Source organism: Pseudomonas sp. 2822-15 (assembly GCF_002742515.1).
Taxonomy (GTDB): Bacteria; Pseudomonadota; Gammaproteobacteria; order Pseudomonadales; family Pseudomonadaceae; genus Aquipseudomonas; species Aquipseudomonas salomonii.
In genome coordinates, this window is record NZ_LJRY01000156.1 from 767373 (window position 1) to 787231 (window position 19859).

Below are 19859 nucleotides of genomic sequence, written 5' to 3' on the forward strand. Positions count from 1 at the left end.
TATCAATTCGAGAGGCGCGGCAGCACCAGATCCTTGAGATCGGTGAGCTTGCCATGAAAAAAGTGTCCGCATTCTGCCACTTTCAGCAGCTCATGGGGGCGTTTGAGGGCGGCGGACCAGTCGTAGACCAGTTGAGGGTCGACCACTTCGTCGGTTTCCGGCTGGATCAGGGTCAGTGGGCAACCTTGGGGCAGCACATCGCTATCACGCAGGCGCATCACCGCAGCGGCGACCATAAACAGGTGCGCAAGCTTTTCGCCCTTGGCTTCCAGGCGGCCACCGAGGCTGGCCGCGACATAGCCGCCGAAGGAAAAGCCGAGCAGGGTAATAGGCAGCTCGGGGTGTTTTTCCCGCAGCCAGGTAGCCGCCGCTTCGGCATCGTCCACTTCACCGTTGGCCATGTCGTGAGTACCGGCGCTCGCGCCGACGCCACGGTAATTGAAACGTAAAGTAATCAAACCAGCATCGCGGGCAGTACGCTGCAGGGTCGAAACGACTTTATTGAGCATGGTGCCACCTTGCACCGGGTTAGGGTGGCAGATCAGCGCCAGGCCACGTGGCTCGGGGTGATCCAGGTACAAGGCTTCCAATTGGCCTACCGGGCCAGCGATCAAAACGGGGGTTTCACGCATGAGCAAGGAATGAACTCCGTGACCTCTCAAAGGGTCGACTCGTCTAGCTAAAAGTCTGTGCATGGCATCATTGCGAGCTTAATCGCGGTATACAGCGCAGGTTTGAGCCGTTAACGTAAAGCAAAGCCGTTTATAGAGGAAGGACTCGTGGAACACTCGCTCTTAGTTTGGTTGTTGCCGACTCTTGCCCTGGTTGCCGGTGTCGCCATTGGATTCCTGGTTGCCCGCTTGCTGCCGAATGCCGCGCCTAACCGCACGCAGCGTCAGTTGGATGACATTCAGGAACGTTTTGACAGTTATCAGAACGAGGTTGTTACCCACTTCAACAGCACCGCGACCCTGGTCAAGAAGCTCACTCAGAGCTACCAGGAAGTACAGGATCATCTCGCCGATGGCGCCAACCGCCTCGCCCTCGACGACATCACCCGCCAGCGCCTGCTGGCCGCGTTGCATTCCGATGCACCGCAAGCCCCACGGGAGCGCTTGACGCCACCGCGGGAAAATCAGGAGCCACCACGGGACTACGCGCCAAAAACGCCGAACGCCCCAGGCATGCTGGACGAGCATTACGGCTTGAAGAAGTAAGTTATTTTCAAGCAATAAAAAGCCCGGCTGATCGATGATCAGCCGGGCTTTTTTGTGGGTGTTCAATCAAGCAGGCGACACTAACCCAATGTGGGAGCTGGCTTGCCTGCGATAGCGGTGTACCAGCAAAGTATCTGTTGCCTGACCCACCGCCATCGCGGGCAAGCCCGGCTCCCACACTCACCGAGCGTGCCCTTAAGCCGGTTGTTGCTCCTGCAACAGCCCACCCTCAATCCGCACATGCCGCCCATGAAAACGCTTGAGGCTGCTGCGATGGCCGACACTGACGATACTCAACCCCGGCAGCTCATCGATCAACGCTTGATACAAGCTCGCCTCATCCTCTTCATCCATGGCCGAGGTGGCTTCGTCCATGTACATCCACTGCGGCGCGAACAACAAGGCACGGGCAAAGGCCAGACGCTGCTGCTCACCGGGTGAGAGCATGCGCTGCCAGTGGTTGGCCTCATCCAGACGGCTGACCAGATGGGGCAAGCGGCAGGTTTCCAGGACCTGTGCATAACGTTCGGCCGGGTAGGTGCTGTCGTCTTGTGGATAACTCAACACGGCCTTCAGGCTGCCAATCGGCAAGTAAGGCTTTTGCGGCAGGAACAGATAACGCGCCGCCGGCAGGCGAATGCTGCCGTGGCCCGCCGGCCACAAGTTGCCCATGGCGCGCAGCAACGTACTTTTGCCGCTACCGGAACGCCCACTGAGCATCACGCGCTGGCCAGGCTCTACGGTCATGTCGGCGTCGGTGAGCAGATGGCGGCCGTCGACCAGGTCCATGCCCAGGTCTTTGACCACCAGTTGCTCGCCTTGCGGGCGCACATCAATGGCCGGAGCACGTTGCTCGTTTTCGCTCATGGCCTGGTGGAAGCTCAGCAAACGGTCACTGGTCGCGCGCCAGCTGGCCAAATCGGAGTAAGCGGTGATAAACCAGCTGAAATTGCCCTGCACATTGCCGAACGCGGAGTTGATTTGCATCAGCTCGCCCAGTTCGATCTTGCCGGAGAAATAGCGCGGTGCTGCCACGATAAACGCAAAGACGATTGCGATCTGCTCATAACCGGCGGTGAAGAAGGTCAGGCGCTTGGACACTTTCATGATGTCCCAATAGTTGTGCCAAACCTTGCCGAACCGCGCACTCAAACGCTGATTTTCGTTTGGCTCGCCATTGTACAAAGCAATGCTTTCGGCATTTTCCCGCACGCGCACCATGGAGAAGCGCAAGTCTGCTTCGAAACGTTGCTGCTGGTTGCTAAGACCGATCAAACGACGACCGATCAGGTGCGTCAGCCAACTGCCGACGGCGGCATACAGCAATGCGCACCAGAACATGTAACCGGGGATGGTGATACCGAACACTTCGATGCTGCCCGACACGCCCCACAGAATGATCGAAAACGACACCAGGCTGACGACGTTGCGCAGCAGCCCCAGACTCAAGCTCAACGTCGTCGACGTGAAGTTATTGAGGTCTTCGGAAATACGTTGGTCCGGGTTATCGGTATAACCGCCCTGTTCCAGCTGGTAGTAGTTCTTGTGGCTAAGCCAGCGCGCGAAATACTTTTCGGTGAGCCAGGCACGCCAGCGAATCGTCAGCATCTGAGTCAAGTACAGGCGGTAGACCGCAGCGACAATCGCCACGGCGGCGAGCATGCAGAAATAGCCGATCAGTTGCCAGAAGGCGGCCGTGTCCTTCTTCTCCAGGGCGTTGTAGAAGTCCTTGTACCAATGGTTGATCCAGACCGAAAAGGCCACACTGAACAGCGAAAGAGCAATCACCGCTGCCAGCAATACCCAGGCTTTGCCCTTCTCTTCGCTGCGCCAGTAAGGCGCTATCAGCGCCCAGGTTCGGCGAAAAAAATGCCCACGCACCGCGTCGTTGACCGCGGAATACTCAGCGTTCTGATTCATCGTTCAGGCTCTGTAAGAAAATGTGACAGGCGTTTGAACCGATCATAGACGATCGGTTCAGGGCTCCGTGCAGCCTGAAGCGGATTGTTCAGACTTTGTTCAGCGCCGTACCGGGCGTTTCTGCAACTTGCGTTGCAGCGTACGTCGGTGCATGCCCAACGCGCGGGCGGTAGCGGAGATATTGCCTTCGTGTTCGGTCAGCACGCGCTGGATGTGTTCCCACTGCAGGCGGTCCACCGACATCGGGTTTTCCGGCACCAGGGTGTCGAGGTCGGCGTGCTCGGAGAGCAAGGCAGCCAGCACGTCGTCGGCGTCGGCCGGCTTGCACAGGTAATTGCAGGCACCGCGCTTGATGGCCTCGACGGCGGTGGCGATGCTGGAGTAACCGGTGAGGATCACCACGCGCATTTCCGGGTCCAGCTCCAGCAGCTTGGGCAGCAACACCAAACCGGAGTCACCGTCCATTTTCAGGTCGAGCGCGGCGTAGTCCGGCAGGTCGGCCTGGGCGATGGTCAGGCCTTCTTCAGCCGAACCTGCGGTGCTCACGCGAAAGCCACGACGGCTCATGGCGCGCGCCATCACGCGGGTAAAGGTGGCGTCGTCATCTACCAGCAACAGGTGCGGCAGTTCTTCGCCTTCGACTTGGATCTCGTCACTCATCGATATCTCCTCGTGCGACACGGGGCAGGCGCAGCTCGGTGAGCGTGCCACCTTCCTCATGACTATAGAGCTTCACTGAGCCGCCCGCGCGGGTCACGCTGGCCTTGCTCAAAAACAGGCCGAGGCCGAAGCCTTTGCCCTTGGTGGTAAAGAATGGTTTGCCGATCTGTTCGGCAATGGCCAGCGGCACGCCCGCGCCGTGGTCACGAATACTGATGGTGACGTTTTCCGCGTCCCAGTCCAGCTGCACGCCCAGGCCTTCGGGGCAAGCGTCGGCGGCGTTGTTCAGCAGGTTGAGCAAGGCCTGGGTCAGGTCCGGCGGCGGCGCCATGCGCGGCACACTGCCCTGCCCTAATAGATGAAAACGGTAACTGGCTTCGGGACGCATCAGGTGCCAGCGGTTCAGGGCTTCGTCGAGCCACTGGGTCACGTCCTGCATCTCTACCGCCAGGCGGCGATTGGCTTCGGCCGCGCGCACCAGTTGCTGCAAGGTCTGCTTGCACTGCTTGACCTGTTCGCGCAACACACCGAGGTCTTCTTGCAGCACCGGGTCGTGATGGTCCTGGGTCATTTCGTTAAGCAGCACGCTCATGGTCGCCAATGGTGTGCCCAATTCGTGGGCGGCGCCGGCGGCTTGAGTGGCGACGGCCAGCAATTGCTGGTCGCGCAGGCCTTCTTCGCGGCGAATAGCGCGCAGTTCTTCCTGACGGCGCAGTTCTTCGGCCATGCGTGCAGCGAAAAACGTGATCACCGCAGCAGACAGCGCGAAGCTCAGCCACATCCCGTAGATCTGCAGGTTTTCGCGGGCGATGGGAAAGGTTTGCAGCGGATAGAACTGCGCCAGCAGCAAGGTATAGAGCGTCAGCGCAATTCCCGACAGCACCACCGAGTAGCGCCATGGCAAGGTCACGGCGGCGATGGTCAGTGGCACCAGGTAATAAGAAACGAACGGGTTGGTGGAACCACCGGAGAAATAAAGCAACACACTGTGGATAAACAGGTCGCAGGCCAACTGGAGCGCATATTCCAACTCGGTCACCGGCCACGTAGTGCGCAAACGGATGGCGGTGAACGCGCACAGCACCGTGGAAAACGCCAGGGTCACACCCAGTTGCAGCCACGGCAGCGGCAGCAGGTCGAACCAATAGGCAAGCCCGACGGAGCCGGCCTGTGCGGCCAGTACCAGGGTACGGATGAACGTCAGGCGCCAGAGGTTCTGGCGTGTGGCGGAAGTCAGTTTTACGGCGGCGAGCATGAGCTCTCCCGGTGAGCGCTGCAGGCGGATCGGCACGAGTATAAACGAAGCAGACCCGCTGGCACGGCGCGTGTGGCTCTTTGACGCAGGCCGGCCAAATGACCGTTCGTCGGCACCACCACCACTTGTAGCGAATGTGTAAACCCGAAGAACCCGATGCCACCGTCTACAGTCTTAACCAACACGACTACCTCAAGGAGCTTCCATGTCTCGTTTCACTCGCAGTGCAGCTGTTATTACCCTCGGCGTCGCCACCCTGGCCAGCCTGCCTGCGCTGGCAGCCGAAGGGCTGAACTACAACCAGATTTCCCTACGCGCCGAGGTCAGCCAGGAGGTTGCTCGCGACAAGATGATCGTGACGCTTTACACCGAGTCGCAAAATGCCGACCCGGCCAAACTCGCTGCCGAAATCACCAACACCATGAACAGGGCGCTGGGCCAGGCGCGCGAAGTCAAGGCTGTGACCCTGCGTCAAGGCAGCCGTAACAGCTACCCGATCTACGACAACAAGAACCAGAAGATTACCGGCTGGCGTGAGCGCGCCGAACTGCGCCTGGAAAGTGCCGACTTCCCTGCCCTGTCCAAGCTCACCGGCGAGCTGCTCAATACCTTGAAAATGGAGAATATGGACTTCGCCATCGCGGATGCCACGCGCAAGTCCAGCGAAGACGCGTTGCTTAAAGAAGCGGTTGCCGCATTCAAGGCCCGCGCGCAACTGGCCACCGATGCACTGGGCGGCAAGGGCTACAAGATCGTCAACCTGAACTTCAACACCAACGGTTACCCGATGCCTTACGCCCGTGGCGGCATGATGATGAAGGCAGCCATGGCGGATTCGGCCCCCACACCGGAAGTGGAAGCGGGCACCAGCCAGGTCAGCATGAGTGCTGATGGGGTGATTGAAGTCCTGCAGTAAGTCTTACGATTAAAAAAACGGTGCAGCCTTGATGGCTCGCACCGTTTTTTTTGATTGTTTAATTTGGAGGACGGCGAGCTGTCAGTTTTTTCCCCAACGCCGTAGGCCGCGCCTTATAAAGGTTATCTTCGTACAACGTACCCGCCCGCCGTGGAACCCTGCGCAAGTATTAAACCACCCAGTTACAAGCAACTGATGCTTTCAAACTCTAACCCGTAAATTCCATTTAGCGGATGTACGAGTAAATCAGTTTTCCTCTTTGGCTTATGCCATTACGCAACCGTAAGCACATAAGTCGATCAGAGGTAAAACAAGCGTGTTCAGAACCCACATAAGTCATGACATATCGTAATGTCGCGGCGTGCGTAATGCCGGCCCTGATATTTCGCGTCATGCAACTATTGTTGATAACTCATGAGTAAAGCGCCCCGATCATGAATATACGCCCGCCCGTGCTGTCGCCCTATACCAACCCTGCCAATACACATCCGAAACCTGTCGTCACGCCGCCAGCAGAAAATACACGCCCAAGTGCGCTGACCGGTCCAGGAGCGGAAACTTCAGGCCCGGGGCAAAAACCGAGCACCGCCCCAACCCCCAACCATGAGCTTGATTTCGCCAAAGGGGTGATTTATGGGTCAATCACCGTTCCCCCGCCCACGGCAAGCTATACGCAACAGGAGCGCCTACAGCGGGTCGACGCCTTCGCCGGTCGTGTAGTAACGCAAATCAAGAACATAGAAAGTGGCGAAGAGGGTGAAAGCAATATCCGGTTCCAGAAGACTCGTCAGTTTATGGAACCTGCCGGTTACTTTAGCGGTGGGTTACTGGCTGCCGGTTTGGATCCACATGAAAAAATAACGGTAACATTTAACTCATACGTTGGAAAATGGAAGCCGGAAGTCAAGACCAACACCGACACACGCACTTATTTTGCTTGGGAGATTGCAGCGGGCGCTCTAAAGCACGATAGGCCGGCCGCCGGCGGCCTACTCAACTTCCAAACAATGGAAATCAAGCCAGAAGACCGGAGCAAAATTAACGATCTGGAGGCCCTGGGCAAAAAGCTTCAAGACCACTGGAAAGATGACATAGCCGCCCCCATGAGCGACAAGTCGGGTGCATTGGCAAAGCGCTCGGGCAAAGCCGATGCCTATGTCGTCAAGGGCACCTTACAAAGCCTGCGAAACGACAAGGCTATTTATAAAGCGCTGACACCTGAAGGTCGAGCAGCGATTGATCGCACGCTCGACAAGAACGGCAATGTGGTCATCCCAAATATATACGGCTACCCACTGGCTGGTTATGCGTTTATCCCTTATGTCAATTATCACGGCGATTATGACACCCGCCCCAATCAAGGCCTGATGATCGACTTAAAAAATGGTACGGTCAGTGAGCTGAAGGGAGATGATGAATTTGCGCGCTGGGCCAAAAACAATCGTGAAGCACTACTGGCCAGCTTCAATGGCGAAGACAAACAAGGTGGGAAAGATGCTCATTGGCCACCGGCGAGCACCGTCCTCGACAACTTGATTGCGGGTAATCATGCGCACTACCCCGGACGTCATAACCTTCTCAGCGATAAACAAGTCTCCGTCAGGGAGACATTTAATTACACCCAGTCGCGCAAAGAAAGTTATTACTTAAATTTTGGAGACCTGAAATCCGGCATTGCAAGGGATTACCAGGAGATTAACGCCAACAATGCAAAGTGGGCCGATCAAACCCAGGTATTTGGTTCTTCGCAGCAAACGTGGAAGGAAGCCAAAGAGTTGTGGGGACGCACCTTCGGCTACGTGCCCGTCCTTGGTAATGCGGGCAATATTTACTTCGGCATTCATGACTCCATTTATGGCAAGACCGCCGAAGATCGCGTTGGCGGCACCGCTGCTGCGGTGATATCGAGCCTGCAGCTGGTGCACGAAATCACACCTGCCGTGGTAGAGGCCGGCCTTGGCGACATCCCGACAGCCGTTAAACCCTCATCATCCGGGCACTACAGCTGGAAATACAACGAGCTGACAACAGATTTTGAACTGGTGCGAAAATCACAAACATCTAACGATGTTGATACCGGCTCAGCTATACCAGCGAGTGCACCCAGCGTCCCGGCGGCCGATAAGCCTTCCCTGACCTTTGCAGGAATGCGTGAAGTGGAGTTCAGGGGCAAGGCGTATTTCGCAGCCGATGAGCCCGATGCCCTGGACGGCACAAGTTACTTGTTACGTGTGCAAGATCCGAAGGATCCAACAAAACTGGTGAGTAGCGGGATTGTTGCCAAGCCTGATGCCGCGGGCGTGTGGAAAAAAATCGGGGTGGAAGGTGGTGGAAAATGGTTCTGGGATCGTACTCCTTCACCCACGCTCAGTGATGACCTGAAGTCGCCACCTTCGTTTGCCAATCAATTCCTCGATCTGGAGGGGAAAAAAATTACCGCGGCTGAAAGAGTCGATGAATTCTTGAAAATAAATGAACGGACGCACTATGAGTTTGCCACCCGAAACTACGAAGAGAACGGGAAAATCAAATCGAACTTCAATGTGTCCTGGAAAATCGACGAGACTGATTTTTCCGTTGAACCAGGAGAAAAAGCACGCGTTACGGAACACAGTACCAGCGAGTACTCACCCAACTTTGTCCTGGATGTAAATCGTAATACTTACATCGTCACACGCACCGAAAACGGGCTGCTGAGCACCGCACCGTTGGATGCCGTGGCAGACTCGGCTGAAAATATCAGGAAAGCACGGCTGAGACAGTTTGAGGATGCCATCCCTGACGCCGACTTGCGCGCCCGCATTTCCGAGGTAGCCCATCAGGGCTCCATAGCACCCGCTATCATCGAGTTGAATACGGATGGCTCGATGCTGCAAGAGGGCTACCGCTTCGGCGCTGACGACACTCAGTATCACATTGAATACGACAGTTCCAAGAACGAGGCCAAGGTTCAGATCATTTCCAGAGGGCACCTCAATAACGGGGACCTGGATATAGAACACGTTCCCGGCGTAGAGGTAACGATCAAGAGAACGTTCACGATACGAGAGGGTAACGAGTTGGACAGCGCCTATACGATCGACAGCAATGCTCCATCCAGCATTGAAGTAACCGTCACACCCCAACCGGAGCCGGTGAATAAACCAGCCCTTACCTGATCCCCTGAACGGCGGTAACCTCGGTGACCGCCGTTTTCGTTCGGGCAGCTTTTACAGGCTTGCCACTTCAGGGGTCTTTAATGGACAGAATCACCTTAAAACCGTTGCTACTCGCCGCCGGCCTCTTGGCCTGCATGCCCATGGCTCACGCCGCGAGCACCCTGGTCTACTGCTCCGAAGCCAGCCCCGCCGGCTTCGACCCCAGCCAGTACACCAGCGGCACCGACTTTGATGCCTCCGCTGAAACCGTCTTTAACCGCCTGACCCAGTTCAAGCGCGGCGGTACCGAGGTAGAACCTGGCCTGGCAACAAGCTGGGATGTCTCCAAAGACGGTCTGACCTACACTTTCCACCTGCGCGACGGGGTCAAGTTCCACACCACTGACTACTTCACCCCGAGCCGCGACTTCAACGCAGATGACGTGCTGTTTACCTTCAATCGCCTGCTGGATGCCGATAGCCCGTTTCGCAAGGCTTATCCATCCGAATCGCCGTACTTCACCGACATGGGTTTGAACACCACGATCAAAAGTGTCGAAAAACTCGACGAGCACACCGTGCAGTTCAACCTGAACAACGTCGACGCCTCGTTTGTGCAGAACCTGGCCATGAGCTTCGCCTCGGTGCAATCGGCCGAGTACGCCGCCCACTTGCTGAAAGAGGGCAAGGCCGAGCAAATCAATCAAAAGCCCGTAGGCACCGGGCCATTTGTGTTCAAGCGCTACCAGAAAGACTCGCAGATTCGCTACGCGGCCAATAAACAGTATTGGAAACCTGAGGATGTGAAGCTCGACAACCTGGTATTCGCCATCACCCCGGACGCGGCCGCGCGCCTGCAAAAGCTCAAGGCCGGGGAATGCCAGGTCAGCGGTTACCCGCGCCCGTCCGACATTGAAATAATGAAACAAGACCCCAACCTGCGCGTGCTGCAACAGGCCGGTTTCAATTTGGGTTTCCTGGCCTACAACGTGACGCATCCTCCGCTGGATCAGCTCAAGGTGCGCCAGGCGCTGGACATGGCCATCGATAAGCCGGCAATTATCAAGGCTGTTTACCAAAGCGCCGGACAATTGGCGCAAAACGCACTGCCACCCGCGCAGTGGTCTTATGACCCGACTATCAAGGATGCGCCCTACGATCCGACCAAGGCCCGGGCGCTACTAAAAGAAGCAGGGGTTGCACCAGGTACCACCATCAATTTGTGGGCCATGACCGTCCAGCGGGCTTCCAACCCCAACGCGCGCATGTCGGCACAAATGATCCAGCAAGACTGGGCGAAGGTCGGTATCAAAGCCAACATCATCAGCTACGAATGGGGCGAATACATCAAACGCGCCAAAAATGGCGAGCATGACGCGATGATTTACGGCTGGACCGGTGACAATGGCGACCCCGATAACTGGCTCGGCGTGCTCTACAGTTGTGCCGCCGTGAAGGGCAGCAACTATGCCAAATGGTGTAACCCGGCCTACGACAAACTGGTGCAGCAGGCCAAGGTCAGCAACGACCGCGAGCAACGCATCAAGTGGTATCAACAGGCACAGAAAATCCTTAAGGAACAGGTACCTATAACGCCTATTGCGAACTCGACGGTTTTCCAGCCACTGCGTAAAGAAGTGCAGGACTTCAAAATCAGTCCGTTTGGGCTGACGCCGTTCTACGGTGTCAGTCTAGATAAGTAACAAGGGCGCCCCAACCGAGTGCGCCAGACGCCTCGGCTGGGCTTTTTTGGTGCGCTCGATGCACCGAAAAAACCCTATATATATATGCATTTATGTACAAACTTTCATAAATGCGACATTCCTGTACGTTCGTACCACAGTTTGCCTCTTGCAACGGTTCAGCATCTTGCAATGGGTATGGCCCCTGCATAAGTATCCGCAGGCCGACTCACGAGGTCGCCCTCACCACCAAAAATGACAACAAATCATGAGGCCAACATGCTTAAACACGCAGTCCTTCCGCTTTTAGTGAGTGCTGGCCTTATGGCCGCTGCTCCTTTCGCCCATGCGGCGAGTAACCTGGTGTTCTGCTCCGAAGGGAGCCCGGCCGGTTTCGACCCAGGCCAGTACACCGCCGGAACAGACTTCGATGCCTCGGCCGAAACCATGTTCAACCGTCTGACCCAGTTCGAACGCGGCGGCACCGCTGTGATTCCTGGGCTGGCCACCAGCTGGGACGTGGCCCCGGATGGCCTGACGTACACCTTCCACCTGCGTGATGGCGTGAAATTCCACACCACTTCGTACTTCAAGCCGACCCGTACCTTCAATGCCGATGACGTTCTGTTCACGTTCAACCGCATGATCAACAAGGACGATCCGTTCCGTAAAGCCTACCCCACCGAGTTCCCGTACTTCACGGACATGGGGATGGACACCAACATCAAGAACATCGAGAAAGTCGATGACCACACCGTCAAGTTCACCCTTGGCACTGTGGACGCCGCCTTCATCCAGAACTTGGCGATGAGTTTCGCCTCCATCCAGTCGGCCGAATACGCCGCTCAACTGTTGAAGGAAGGCAAGCCCGCGGACATCAACCAGAAGCCAATCGGCACTGGCCCGTTCGTGTTCAAGAGCTATCAGAAAGATTCGAACATTCGTTACACCGGCAACAAGGACTACTGGAAACCTGAGGATGTGAAGATCGATAACCTGATCTTCGCCATCACCACCGACCCGTCGGTGCGCATCCAGAAGCTCAAGAAAAACGAATGCCAGATCACCTTGTTCCCACGTCCGGCCGACCTCAAGGCGCTGGGCGAAGACAAGGACCTGAAACTGCCGCACCAGGCCGGTTTCAACCTGGGCTACATCGCTTACAACGTCATGCCGGTGATCAAGGGGCAGACCGCCGCCAACCCACTGGCCGACCTGCGTGTACGTGAAGCGTTGGACATGTCGGTGAACAAGCAGCAGATCATCGACTCCGTGTACCAGGGCGCAGGCCAACTGGCCGTCAACGCCATGCCGCCGACCCAGTGGTCCTACGACACCACCATCAAGGATACGAAGTTCGACCCAGCCAAGGCCAAGGAACTGCTCAAGGAAGCCGGCATTAAAGAAGGCACCGAGATCACCCTGTGGGCCATGCCGGTTCAACGGCCGTATAACCCGAACGCCAAACTGATGGCCGAGATGCTGCAGAACGACTGGAAACAGATCGGCCTGAAGGTCAACATCGTCAGCTACGAGTGGGGCGAGTACCTCAAGCGCTCCAAAGGCGGCGAGAACCAGGCCATGATCATTGGCTGGAGCGGCGACAATGGTGACCCGGACAACTGGCTGAACGTGCTGTTCGGCTGCGACTCGCTGGCCGGTAACAACTTCTCCAAATGGTGCGACAAGAAATTCGACGGCATCGTCAAAGAAGCCAAAGCCACATCGGACGTCGCCAAACGCACCGAGCTGTACAAGCAGGCGCAACATATCCTCAAAGATGCAGTCCCGATGACACCTATCGCGCACTCGACGGTGTATCAACCCATGCGCAACACCGTGCAGGACTTCAAGATCAGCCCGTTTGGCTTGAACTCCTTCTACGGCGTTAGTGTAAGCGGCAAGTAAGACTCAGTAGCGGCGACGTTTCATAACGTCGCCGTTATTGCATCCGCCTAGACCGTAGGAAACAGACCACAACCGCAACATTGCCTTCCTACAGCAATGAACTGCGACTTGTGCATCCGTTACCTACAAGGTCAATCCGTTTTGGCGCATTTACTGCAAGCTCCGCGACCCATACCGTCGTAGGACAGCAGAAGCTCCAATCCAGGAAAGGCACTTGCTGCGTGTGGGATCAGTGATGTCCACCAGGCCTGAAGCCTGGGTGATTGCTCGCTGATGACAACAACAAACAAGGATCGGGATCGTCATGCGCCATACCACTGTTCTATCCGCAATTTTTGGCACCAGCCTGCTGGCTGTGGCCACGATGGGCCAAGCCGCCGAAAAGAAGAGCCTGGTGTTCTGCTCTGAAGGCAGCCCGGCAGGGTTCGACACCGCGCAGTACACCACCGCCACCGACAACGACGCGGCGGAACCTTTGTACAACCGCCTGGTTGAATTCGAAAAAGGTGCGACTGACGTGGTGCCTGGGCTGGCAACCAAGTGGGATATTTCCGAAGACGGCCTGACTTACACCTTTCACCTGCGTGAAGGGGTGAAGTTCCACAGCAACAAGGAATTCAAGCCGACGCGCGACTTCAATGCCGACGATGTGCTGTTCACCTTCAACCGCATGCTTGACCCTGAATACCCGTTTCGCAAGGCCTACCCCACCGAGTTTCCGTACTTCAACGGTATGAGCCTGAACAAGAACATCGCCAAGGTCGAGAAGACCGGCCCCTACACCGTGGTGATGACCCTGAACACGGTCGACGCCGCGTTTGTACAGAACATCGCGATGAGCTTTGCCTCGATCCTGTCGGCCGAGTACGCCGAACAGTTGCTCAAAGAGGGCAAACCCAGCGACATCAACCAGAAGCCAATCGGCACTGGGCCGTTTGTATTCCAGCGGTACCAGAAAGACTCGCAGATCCGTTATGTGGGCAACAAACAGTACTGGGACCCAAGTCGCGTCAAGCTGGACCAACTGATTTTTGCCATCAACACCGACGCCTCGGTGCGGGTGCAGAAGCTCAAGGCCGGCGAGTGCCAGATTACCCTGCATCCGCGCCCCGCTGACGTCGACGCGCTCAAGGCCGATCCAAACCTGCAACTGTTGACCAAGCCAGGTTTCAACCTCGGCTACATCGCCTACAACGTGCGCCACAAACCCTTCGACCAGCTCGAAGTGCGCCAGGCGCTGGACATGGCGGTGAACAAGCAGAGCATCCTGAATGCCGTGTACCAGGGCGCGGGCCAACTGGCGGTCAACGCCATGCCGCCGACCCAGTGGTCCTATGACGACAGCATCAAGGACGCCGCCTACAACCCGGAAAAGGCCAAGCAGCTGCTCAAGGCTGCCGGCGTTAAAGAAGGCACCGAGATCACCCTGTGGGCCATGCCGGTGCAGCGCCCGTACAACCCCAACGCCAAGCTGATGGCCGAGATGCTGCAAAGCGATTGGGCCAAGATCGGCCTCAAGGTCAAGATCGTCAGCTATGAATGGGGCGAATACATCAAGCGCACCAAGAACGGTGAGCACGATATCAGCCTGATCGGCTGGACCGGCGACAACGGTGACCCGGACAACTGGCTGGGCACCCTCTACAGCTGCGACGCCATCGGCGGGAACAACTACTCCATGTGGTGTGACCCGGCGTACGACAAGCTGATCAAGCAAGCCAAGGTCGTGACCGACCGCGAACAAAGGACTGTTCTGTACAAGCAGGCGCAGCAATTGCTTAAACAGCAAGTGCCGATCACGCCAGTCGCCCACTCGACGGTCAACCAGCCGTTAAGCGCCAAAGTCGAAGGTTTCAAAGTCAGCCCCTTCGGCCGCAACGTGTTTTCGGGCGTCAGTCTCAACCCATAAGAAAATAACCGGATGGTGCGGAGCCAAATCGGCTCCGTGGCAAACGTGCAGCCTTTTGTTGGGATTTATCCTACGGCAAACGTTTGCACTAGCTTGAACGAGTTACACACCCAATAGCCGGTTCACCTAAAAAGACCGGCATTAAAAAGAGAACCAAAGGAGCTCCACCCATGAAACTGAGCAGCAAAGCGCTTCTGGCCCTGGCCATCAGCAGCATCACGGCCACCGCATTTGCGGAAACCCAGAGCCAGGACTTCGTCCCCACCACATTGGCCGGCACCAGCGCCCAAAGCGAGGCCAAGGGCTTTGTCGACGGCGCAAGCCTGGGCGGTACCACCCGTAACTGGTTCTCCAACGAACAGAAGTTCCGTGGCGGCAAGTTCACCTACCAGAAGCACGGCGAAGCGCGCACTGATGCTTACCGTACCAACTGGGTACAGGGCACCATCCTTAACCTGAGCTCAGGCTTTACCCAAGGCACCGTGGGCGTCGCTACCGAAGTCGCGGCCTACAACGCTATCGTGCTGGACCGCAGCAAGCGCGACATCAAGGGTGGTTCCAACCGTACCCTGGCCGACTCCGACGGCGATGCAGTCGATCAGTGGAGCAAACTGGGCCTGGCCAACGTGAAGTTCCGTGTGTCGAACACCACCTTGACCGCCGGTCGCCAGAACTTCAGCAGCGGCATCGTCGACACCATCGGCAACCGTGCACTGCCATCGAGCTTCGAAGGTTTCGCCCTGAACAGCGAAGAATTCAGCAACCTGTCGTTCCAGGGCGCTTACTTCGACCGCGTGTCGCCACGTACCGAACAGAGCCTGTCGAAATTCCGCAGTGAATACGGCAATGGTCAGGAAGCGGATCACGTCTACACCGCCGGTGTGAACTACCAGCCGTTCAAGAGCCTGAAAACCAGCTTCTTCGGCGCTCAAGTCAAAGACTTCTGGAACCAGTACTACTTCGGCGCCACCCACGAACTGGGTGATGCTCAGACCCTGGCCCTGACCACCGGCCTGAACTACTACAAAACCGTCGACGAAGGCAAAAAGTTGATGGGCAAGATCGACAACGACACCTACTCGCTGTCGCTGGGCCTGACTCACCAGGCTCACAGCCTGACCTTCTCGTACCAGGAAGTTAACGGTAACGAATACTTCGACTACCTGCACGAAACCAACGGCATCTACCTGGCCAACTCCCTGACCTCCGACTTTAACGGTCCGAACGAGAAATCGTTCCAGGTCGCTTACGGCATCAACATGGCCGAATACGGCGTGCCGGGCCTGAAGTTCAACATCTACTCGGCTCGCGGCTGGGGCATCGACGGCACTCACTACACCGGCGACGGCGGCCGTGCCGGCTTCGCTTACAACGGCATCCAGTCCCAGGATGGCGAGAAACACCAGGAATACGGCATCGGCACCTCGTACGCCCTGCAAAGCGGCCCACTCAAGGCCACCACCATCCGTGGTACCTACGTGACTCACCGTGCCAGCGCCAACCAGGCTGACGGCAACATCCGTGAGTTCCGTCTGGTCACCACCATCCCGTTCAACATTCTTTAATTAGCGCCAGGTAGACGGCGGGCTCATCACGAGCCCGCCGTCTACGCTTGTCTGGTTTAATCGATTGCAGAGGGCTCTGAATGAAAATGCTCCCGCTACAAGCTGCCATTGCCGCTGCGCTGCTGAGCGTTGCGATCGGCGTTTCGGCCAAACCGCTGGTGGTCTGCACCGAAGCCAGCCCGGAAGGTTTTGACCCGGTGCTGTACACCACCGCTGTCACCGCTGACGCTGCCGCTGAAACCATGTTCAACCGCCTGGTGGACTTCAAGCCCGGCACCACCGAAGTTGTACCGGCACTGGCCAAGGCCCTGCCCGAGATCAGCGCCGATGGCCTGACCTACACCTTCCACCTGCGTGACGATGTAAAGTTCCACACCACCGACTACTTCAAACCCACGCGCAACATGAATGCCGACGACGTGCTTTGGAGCTTTCAGCGCCAGCTGGACCCGAATCACCCTTGGCACAAAAAGTCCCTCGTGGGCTACCCATACTTTGAAAGCATGGGCTTCAAGGAACTGCTCAAGAGCGTAGAGAAGACCGACGATCACACCGTCGTCTTTACCCTGACCCGTCCTGAAGCACCGTTTTTGGCCGACCTGGCCATGGCGTTTTCCTCGATTCACTCCGCCGAATACGCCGACCAGTTACTCAAGTCCGGCAAGACCGATGACCTGAACGCCAAGCCTATCGGCACCGGCCCGTTCATCTTCACCCGTTACGCCAAAGACGCCCAGGTGCGTTTCAAGGCCAACCCGGACTACTTCCGTGGCAAGCCGCCGGCTGACCCGCTGATTTTGGCGATCACCACCGACAACAACGTGCGCTTGCAGAAGCTCAAGGCCAACGAGTGCCAGATCGCGCTGTATCCGAAACCGGATGACGTGCCGAGCATGAAGGCCGACCCGAACCTGAAGGTTGCGGAGCTGGCGGCGATGACCACCGCCTACACTGCGCTGAACACCACCCACAAGTACATGAGCGACGCGCGGGTGCGTCACGCGATCAACATCGCGTTCGACAAAAAAGGCTACAACGAATCCCTGTACGGCAAAGGCAACGCCATCGACGCCACCGGCCCGTACCCGCCAACCCTGCTGGGTTTCAGCGACAAGCTGAAAAACCCGCCGCGTGACCTCGACAAGGCCCGCGCCCTGCTCAAGGAAGCCGGTGTACCGGAAGGCACCGAGTTCACCCTGTTCACCCGTAATGGCGGCGGCCCGACCAACCCGAACCCGATGCTCGGCGCCCAGCGCATGCAGGCGGATCTGGCGCAGATCGGCCTGAAGGTGAACATCAAGGTCATGGAATGGGGCGAGATGCTCAAACGCGCTAAAAATGGCGAGCACGACATGGTTTCCGCCGGTTGGGCAGGGGATAACGGGGACCCGGATAACTTCCTCACGCCAAACCTGAGTTGCGACGCAGCGAAAAACGGCGAAAACTACGCCCGCTGGTGTAACAAAGAGTTTCAGGACTTGATCGACAAAGCGCGCGCCATCGAGGAACCCTCGAAACGGGCCGCACTCTACGAACAAGCCATGGATGTCTTCGAAAAAGACCAACCGTGGATTCCCATGGCTTACCCGAAAATGTTCACCGCCATGCGCAAAAACGTCGAAGGCTTTACCCAAAGCCCTCTGACCACAAATAACTTCGCCACCACCCAGGTGAAGTAAATAAGAGAAGACGCTCGGCACCGTCGACATTGACGGTGCCGAACCTGCCTAACCGGCTGATTGAGGTACACAACAAGATGTTTAGTTTTATTGCCCGCCGATTGGGGTTATTGATCCCCACGTTTTTCGGCATCACGTTGCTCACGTTTGCGTTAATTCGCATGATTCCCGGCGACCCCGTAGAAGTCATGATGGGCGAACGCCGTGTCGACCCCGAGATGCACGCACAGGCAATGGAACGCCTTGGCCTGAACAAGCCGCTCTATGCGCAATACTTTGACTATGTAGGCAAGCTCGCCCACGGCGACCTCGGCGAATCGCTGCGCACACGCACCAGCGTGTGGACCGAATTCACCGCCCTCTTCCCTGCGACCCTGGAACTGTCCATGGCCGCCCTGTTGTTCGCCGGTATCCTGGGCCTGTTGGCCGGTGTGATCGCGGCCCTAAAACGAGGATCCCTGTTCGACCATGGGGTGATGGGCATCTCCCTCGCGGGATATTCGATGCCGATCTTCTGGTGGGGCCTGATCCTGATCATGTTCTTCTCGGTGAGCCTGGGCTGGACCCCGGTTTCCGGGCGTATCGACCTGCTCTACGACATCGAGCCGCGCACCGGCTTCATGCTGATCGACACCCTGCTGGCTGACGAGCCGGACGCATTCTGGGATGCCCTGCACCACCTGATCCTGCCGGCCATCGTGCTCGGCACCATCCCGCTGGCGGTGATTGCGCGGATGACCCGTTCGTCGATGCTCGAAGTGCTGCGCGAAGACTACATCCGTACCGCCAAGGCCAAAGGCCTGTCGCCGGCGCGCGTGGTATTCGTACACGGCCTGCGTAACGCGCTGATTCCGGTACTCACCGTGGTCGGCCTGCAAGTCGGCACCCTGCTGGCTGGTGCGGTACTGACCGAAACCATCTTCTCGTGGCCCGGCATCGGCAAATGGCTGATCGAAGCCATTGGCGCGCGGGACTACCCGGTGGTGCAAAACGGCATTTTGTTGATCGCCTGCCTGGTGATCCTGGTGAACTTCGTGGTGGATATCCTCTACGGCTTCGCCAACCCACGCATCCGTCACCAGCGCTGAGATCATGACCATGACCACACCTACTCAAGTGTCAGCAGTCGATCAAAGCCTGCTGTACCCGTCCCCGTACAAAGAATTCTGGCAAGCCTTCTCCAAGAACAAAGGCGCGGTTGCCGGCCTGCTGTTCATGTTGCTGGTGGTGTTTTGCGCGCTGTTTGCCCCGTGGGTAGCGCCGCATAACCCGAGCGAGCAATACCGTGACTTCCTGCTCACCCCGCCGGCCTGGCTGGAAGGTGGCCAGATGCAGTTCCTGCTGGGCACCGATGAACTGGGCCGTGACCTGCTCTCGCGCCTGATCCAGGGCTCGCGCCTGTCGTTGCTGATCGGTTTGTCATCGGTGGTGATGTCGCTGATTCCGGGCATCCTGCTGGGTCTGTTCGCCGGGTTCTTCCCGCGCCTGCTCGGCCCAACCATCATGCGCTTGATGGACATCATGCTGGCCCTGCCGTCGCTGCTGCTGGCTGTAGCCATCGTCGCAATCCTCGGCCCTGGCCTGATCAACACCGTGATCGCCATCGCTATCGTGTCGCTGCCGTCTTATGTGCGCTTGACCCGCGCCGCGGTGATGGGCGAACTGAACCGTGACTACGTGACCGCCGCCCGCCTCGCCGGCGCCGGCCTGCCACGCCTGATGTTCATCACCGTGCTGCCCAACTGCATGGCGCCGCTGATCGTACAGGCTACCTTGAGCTTCTCTTCGGCGATCCTCGATGCTGCGGCCCTGGGCTTCCTCGGCCTTGGCGTACAACCGCCAACCCCTGAGTGGGGCACCATGCTGGCTTCGGCCCGTGACTACATCGAACGCGCCTGGTGGGTGGTTAGCCTGCCTGGTTTGACCATTTTGCTCAGCGTGCTGGCAATCAACTTGATGGGTGACGGCCTGCGCGATGCGCTGGACCCGAAACTCAAGAACGCCGCCTGAG

14 protein-coding genes are annotated in these 19859 nt (G+C 57.6%); 10 read left to right on the plus strand and 4 right to left on the minus strand.

Features of this window, described 5'->3' with window-relative positions; genetic code table 11:
• Positions 1-2 precede the first annotated feature (2 nt).
• Positions 3-632, minus strand: a complete 630-nt coding sequence (locus AOA59_RS05345) for an alpha/beta hydrolase (RefSeq protein WP_065911589.1) — start codon at positions 630-632, stop codon at positions 3-5.
• Between the two features lie 147 nt (positions 633-779).
• On the opposite strand from AOA59_RS05345, the gene AOA59_RS05350 reads away from it, so the two are divergent.
• The gene (locus AOA59_RS05350; protein WP_017138275.1) at positions 780-1217 is read left to right on the plus strand and encodes a YhcB family protein; all 438 of its coding nucleotides are present in this window, start codon (positions 780-782) and stop codon (positions 1215-1217) included.
• A gap of 195 nt (positions 1218-1412) precedes the next feature.
• Here AOA59_RS05350 and AOA59_RS05355 read toward each other — a convergent pair whose 3' ends face one another.
• From AOA59_RS05355 to AOA59_RS05365, 3 genes are all read right to left on the minus strand, one after another.
• Positions 1413-3137, minus strand: coding sequence for an ABC transporter ATP-binding protein/permease (locus AOA59_RS05355; RefSeq protein WP_099486262.1), 1725 nt, complete (start codon positions 3135-3137; stop codon positions 1413-1415).
• Positions 3138-3236: 99 nt separating this feature from the next.
• A complete protein-coding gene (locus AOA59_RS05360; RefSeq protein WP_003171731.1) occupies positions 3237-3797 on the minus strand; it encodes a response regulator transcription factor in 561 nt (186 codons plus the stop codon).
• Positions 3790-5052: an ATP-binding protein gene (locus tag AOA59_RS05365; protein ID WP_017138277.1), complete on the minus strand. Its 1263-nt coding sequence runs from the start codon at positions 5050-5052 to the stop codon at positions 3790-3792. The genes AOA59_RS05360 and AOA59_RS05365 overlap by 8 nt, the downstream gene beginning before the upstream one ends.
• A gap of 205 nt (positions 5053-5257) precedes the next feature.
• Between AOA59_RS05365 and AOA59_RS05370 the strand changes: the two genes are divergently transcribed.
• The 9 genes from AOA59_RS05370 to AOA59_RS05410 all read left to right on the plus strand — a co-directional run bounded on the left by AOA59_RS05370 (position 5258) and on the right by AOA59_RS05410 (position 19858).
• Positions 5258-5968, plus strand: a complete 711-nt coding sequence (locus AOA59_RS05370) for an SIMPL domain-containing protein (RefSeq protein ID WP_099486264.1) — start codon at positions 5258-5260, stop codon at positions 5966-5968.
• Positions 5969-6402: 434 nt separating this feature from the next.
• Positions 6403-9126 carry a hypothetical protein gene (locus AOA59_RS05375; RefSeq protein WP_256593027.1) on the plus strand — a complete coding sequence of 908 codons (2724 nt, stop codon included), beginning with the start codon at positions 6403-6405 and terminating at the stop codon, positions 9124-9126.
• An 80-nt stretch (positions 9127-9206) separates the two neighbouring features.
• Positions 9207-10808, plus strand: a complete 1602-nt coding sequence (locus AOA59_RS05380; protein ID WP_099486266.1) for an ABC transporter substrate-binding protein — start codon at positions 9207-9209, stop codon at positions 10806-10808.
• 258 nt (positions 10809-11066) lie between these two features.
• Positions 11067-12695, plus strand: coding sequence for an ABC transporter substrate-binding protein (locus AOA59_RS05385; RefSeq protein ID WP_065911597.1), 1629 nt, complete (start codon positions 11067-11069; stop codon positions 12693-12695).
• A gap of 364 nt (positions 12696-13059) precedes the next feature.
• Positions 13060-14604 (plus strand): ABC transporter substrate-binding protein, encoded by a 1545-nt coding sequence (locus AOA59_RS05390; RefSeq protein ID WP_370694350.1) that lies wholly within the window; start codon positions 13060-13062, stop codon positions 14602-14604.
• Positions 14605-14774: 170 nt separating this feature from the next.
• Entirely contained in the window at positions 14775-16169 is a 1395-nt protein-coding gene (locus AOA59_RS05395) for an OprD family porin (protein ID WP_065911599.1), read from the plus strand.
• A gap of 80 nt (positions 16170-16249) precedes the next feature.
• Entirely contained in the window at positions 16250-17848 is a 1599-nt protein-coding gene (locus AOA59_RS05400; RefSeq protein ID WP_065911600.1) for an ABC transporter substrate-binding protein, read from the plus strand.
• 77 nt (positions 17849-17925) lie between these two features.
• Entirely contained in the window at positions 17926-18936 is a 1011-nt protein-coding gene (locus AOA59_RS05405) for an ABC transporter permease subunit (RefSeq protein ID WP_056859204.1), read from the plus strand.
• Between the two features lie 10 nt (positions 18937-18946).
• A complete protein-coding gene (locus tag AOA59_RS05410; RefSeq protein WP_065911602.1) occupies positions 18947-19858 on the plus strand; it encodes an ABC transporter permease subunit in 912 nt (303 codons plus the stop codon).
• Position 19859 lies beyond the last annotated feature (1 nt).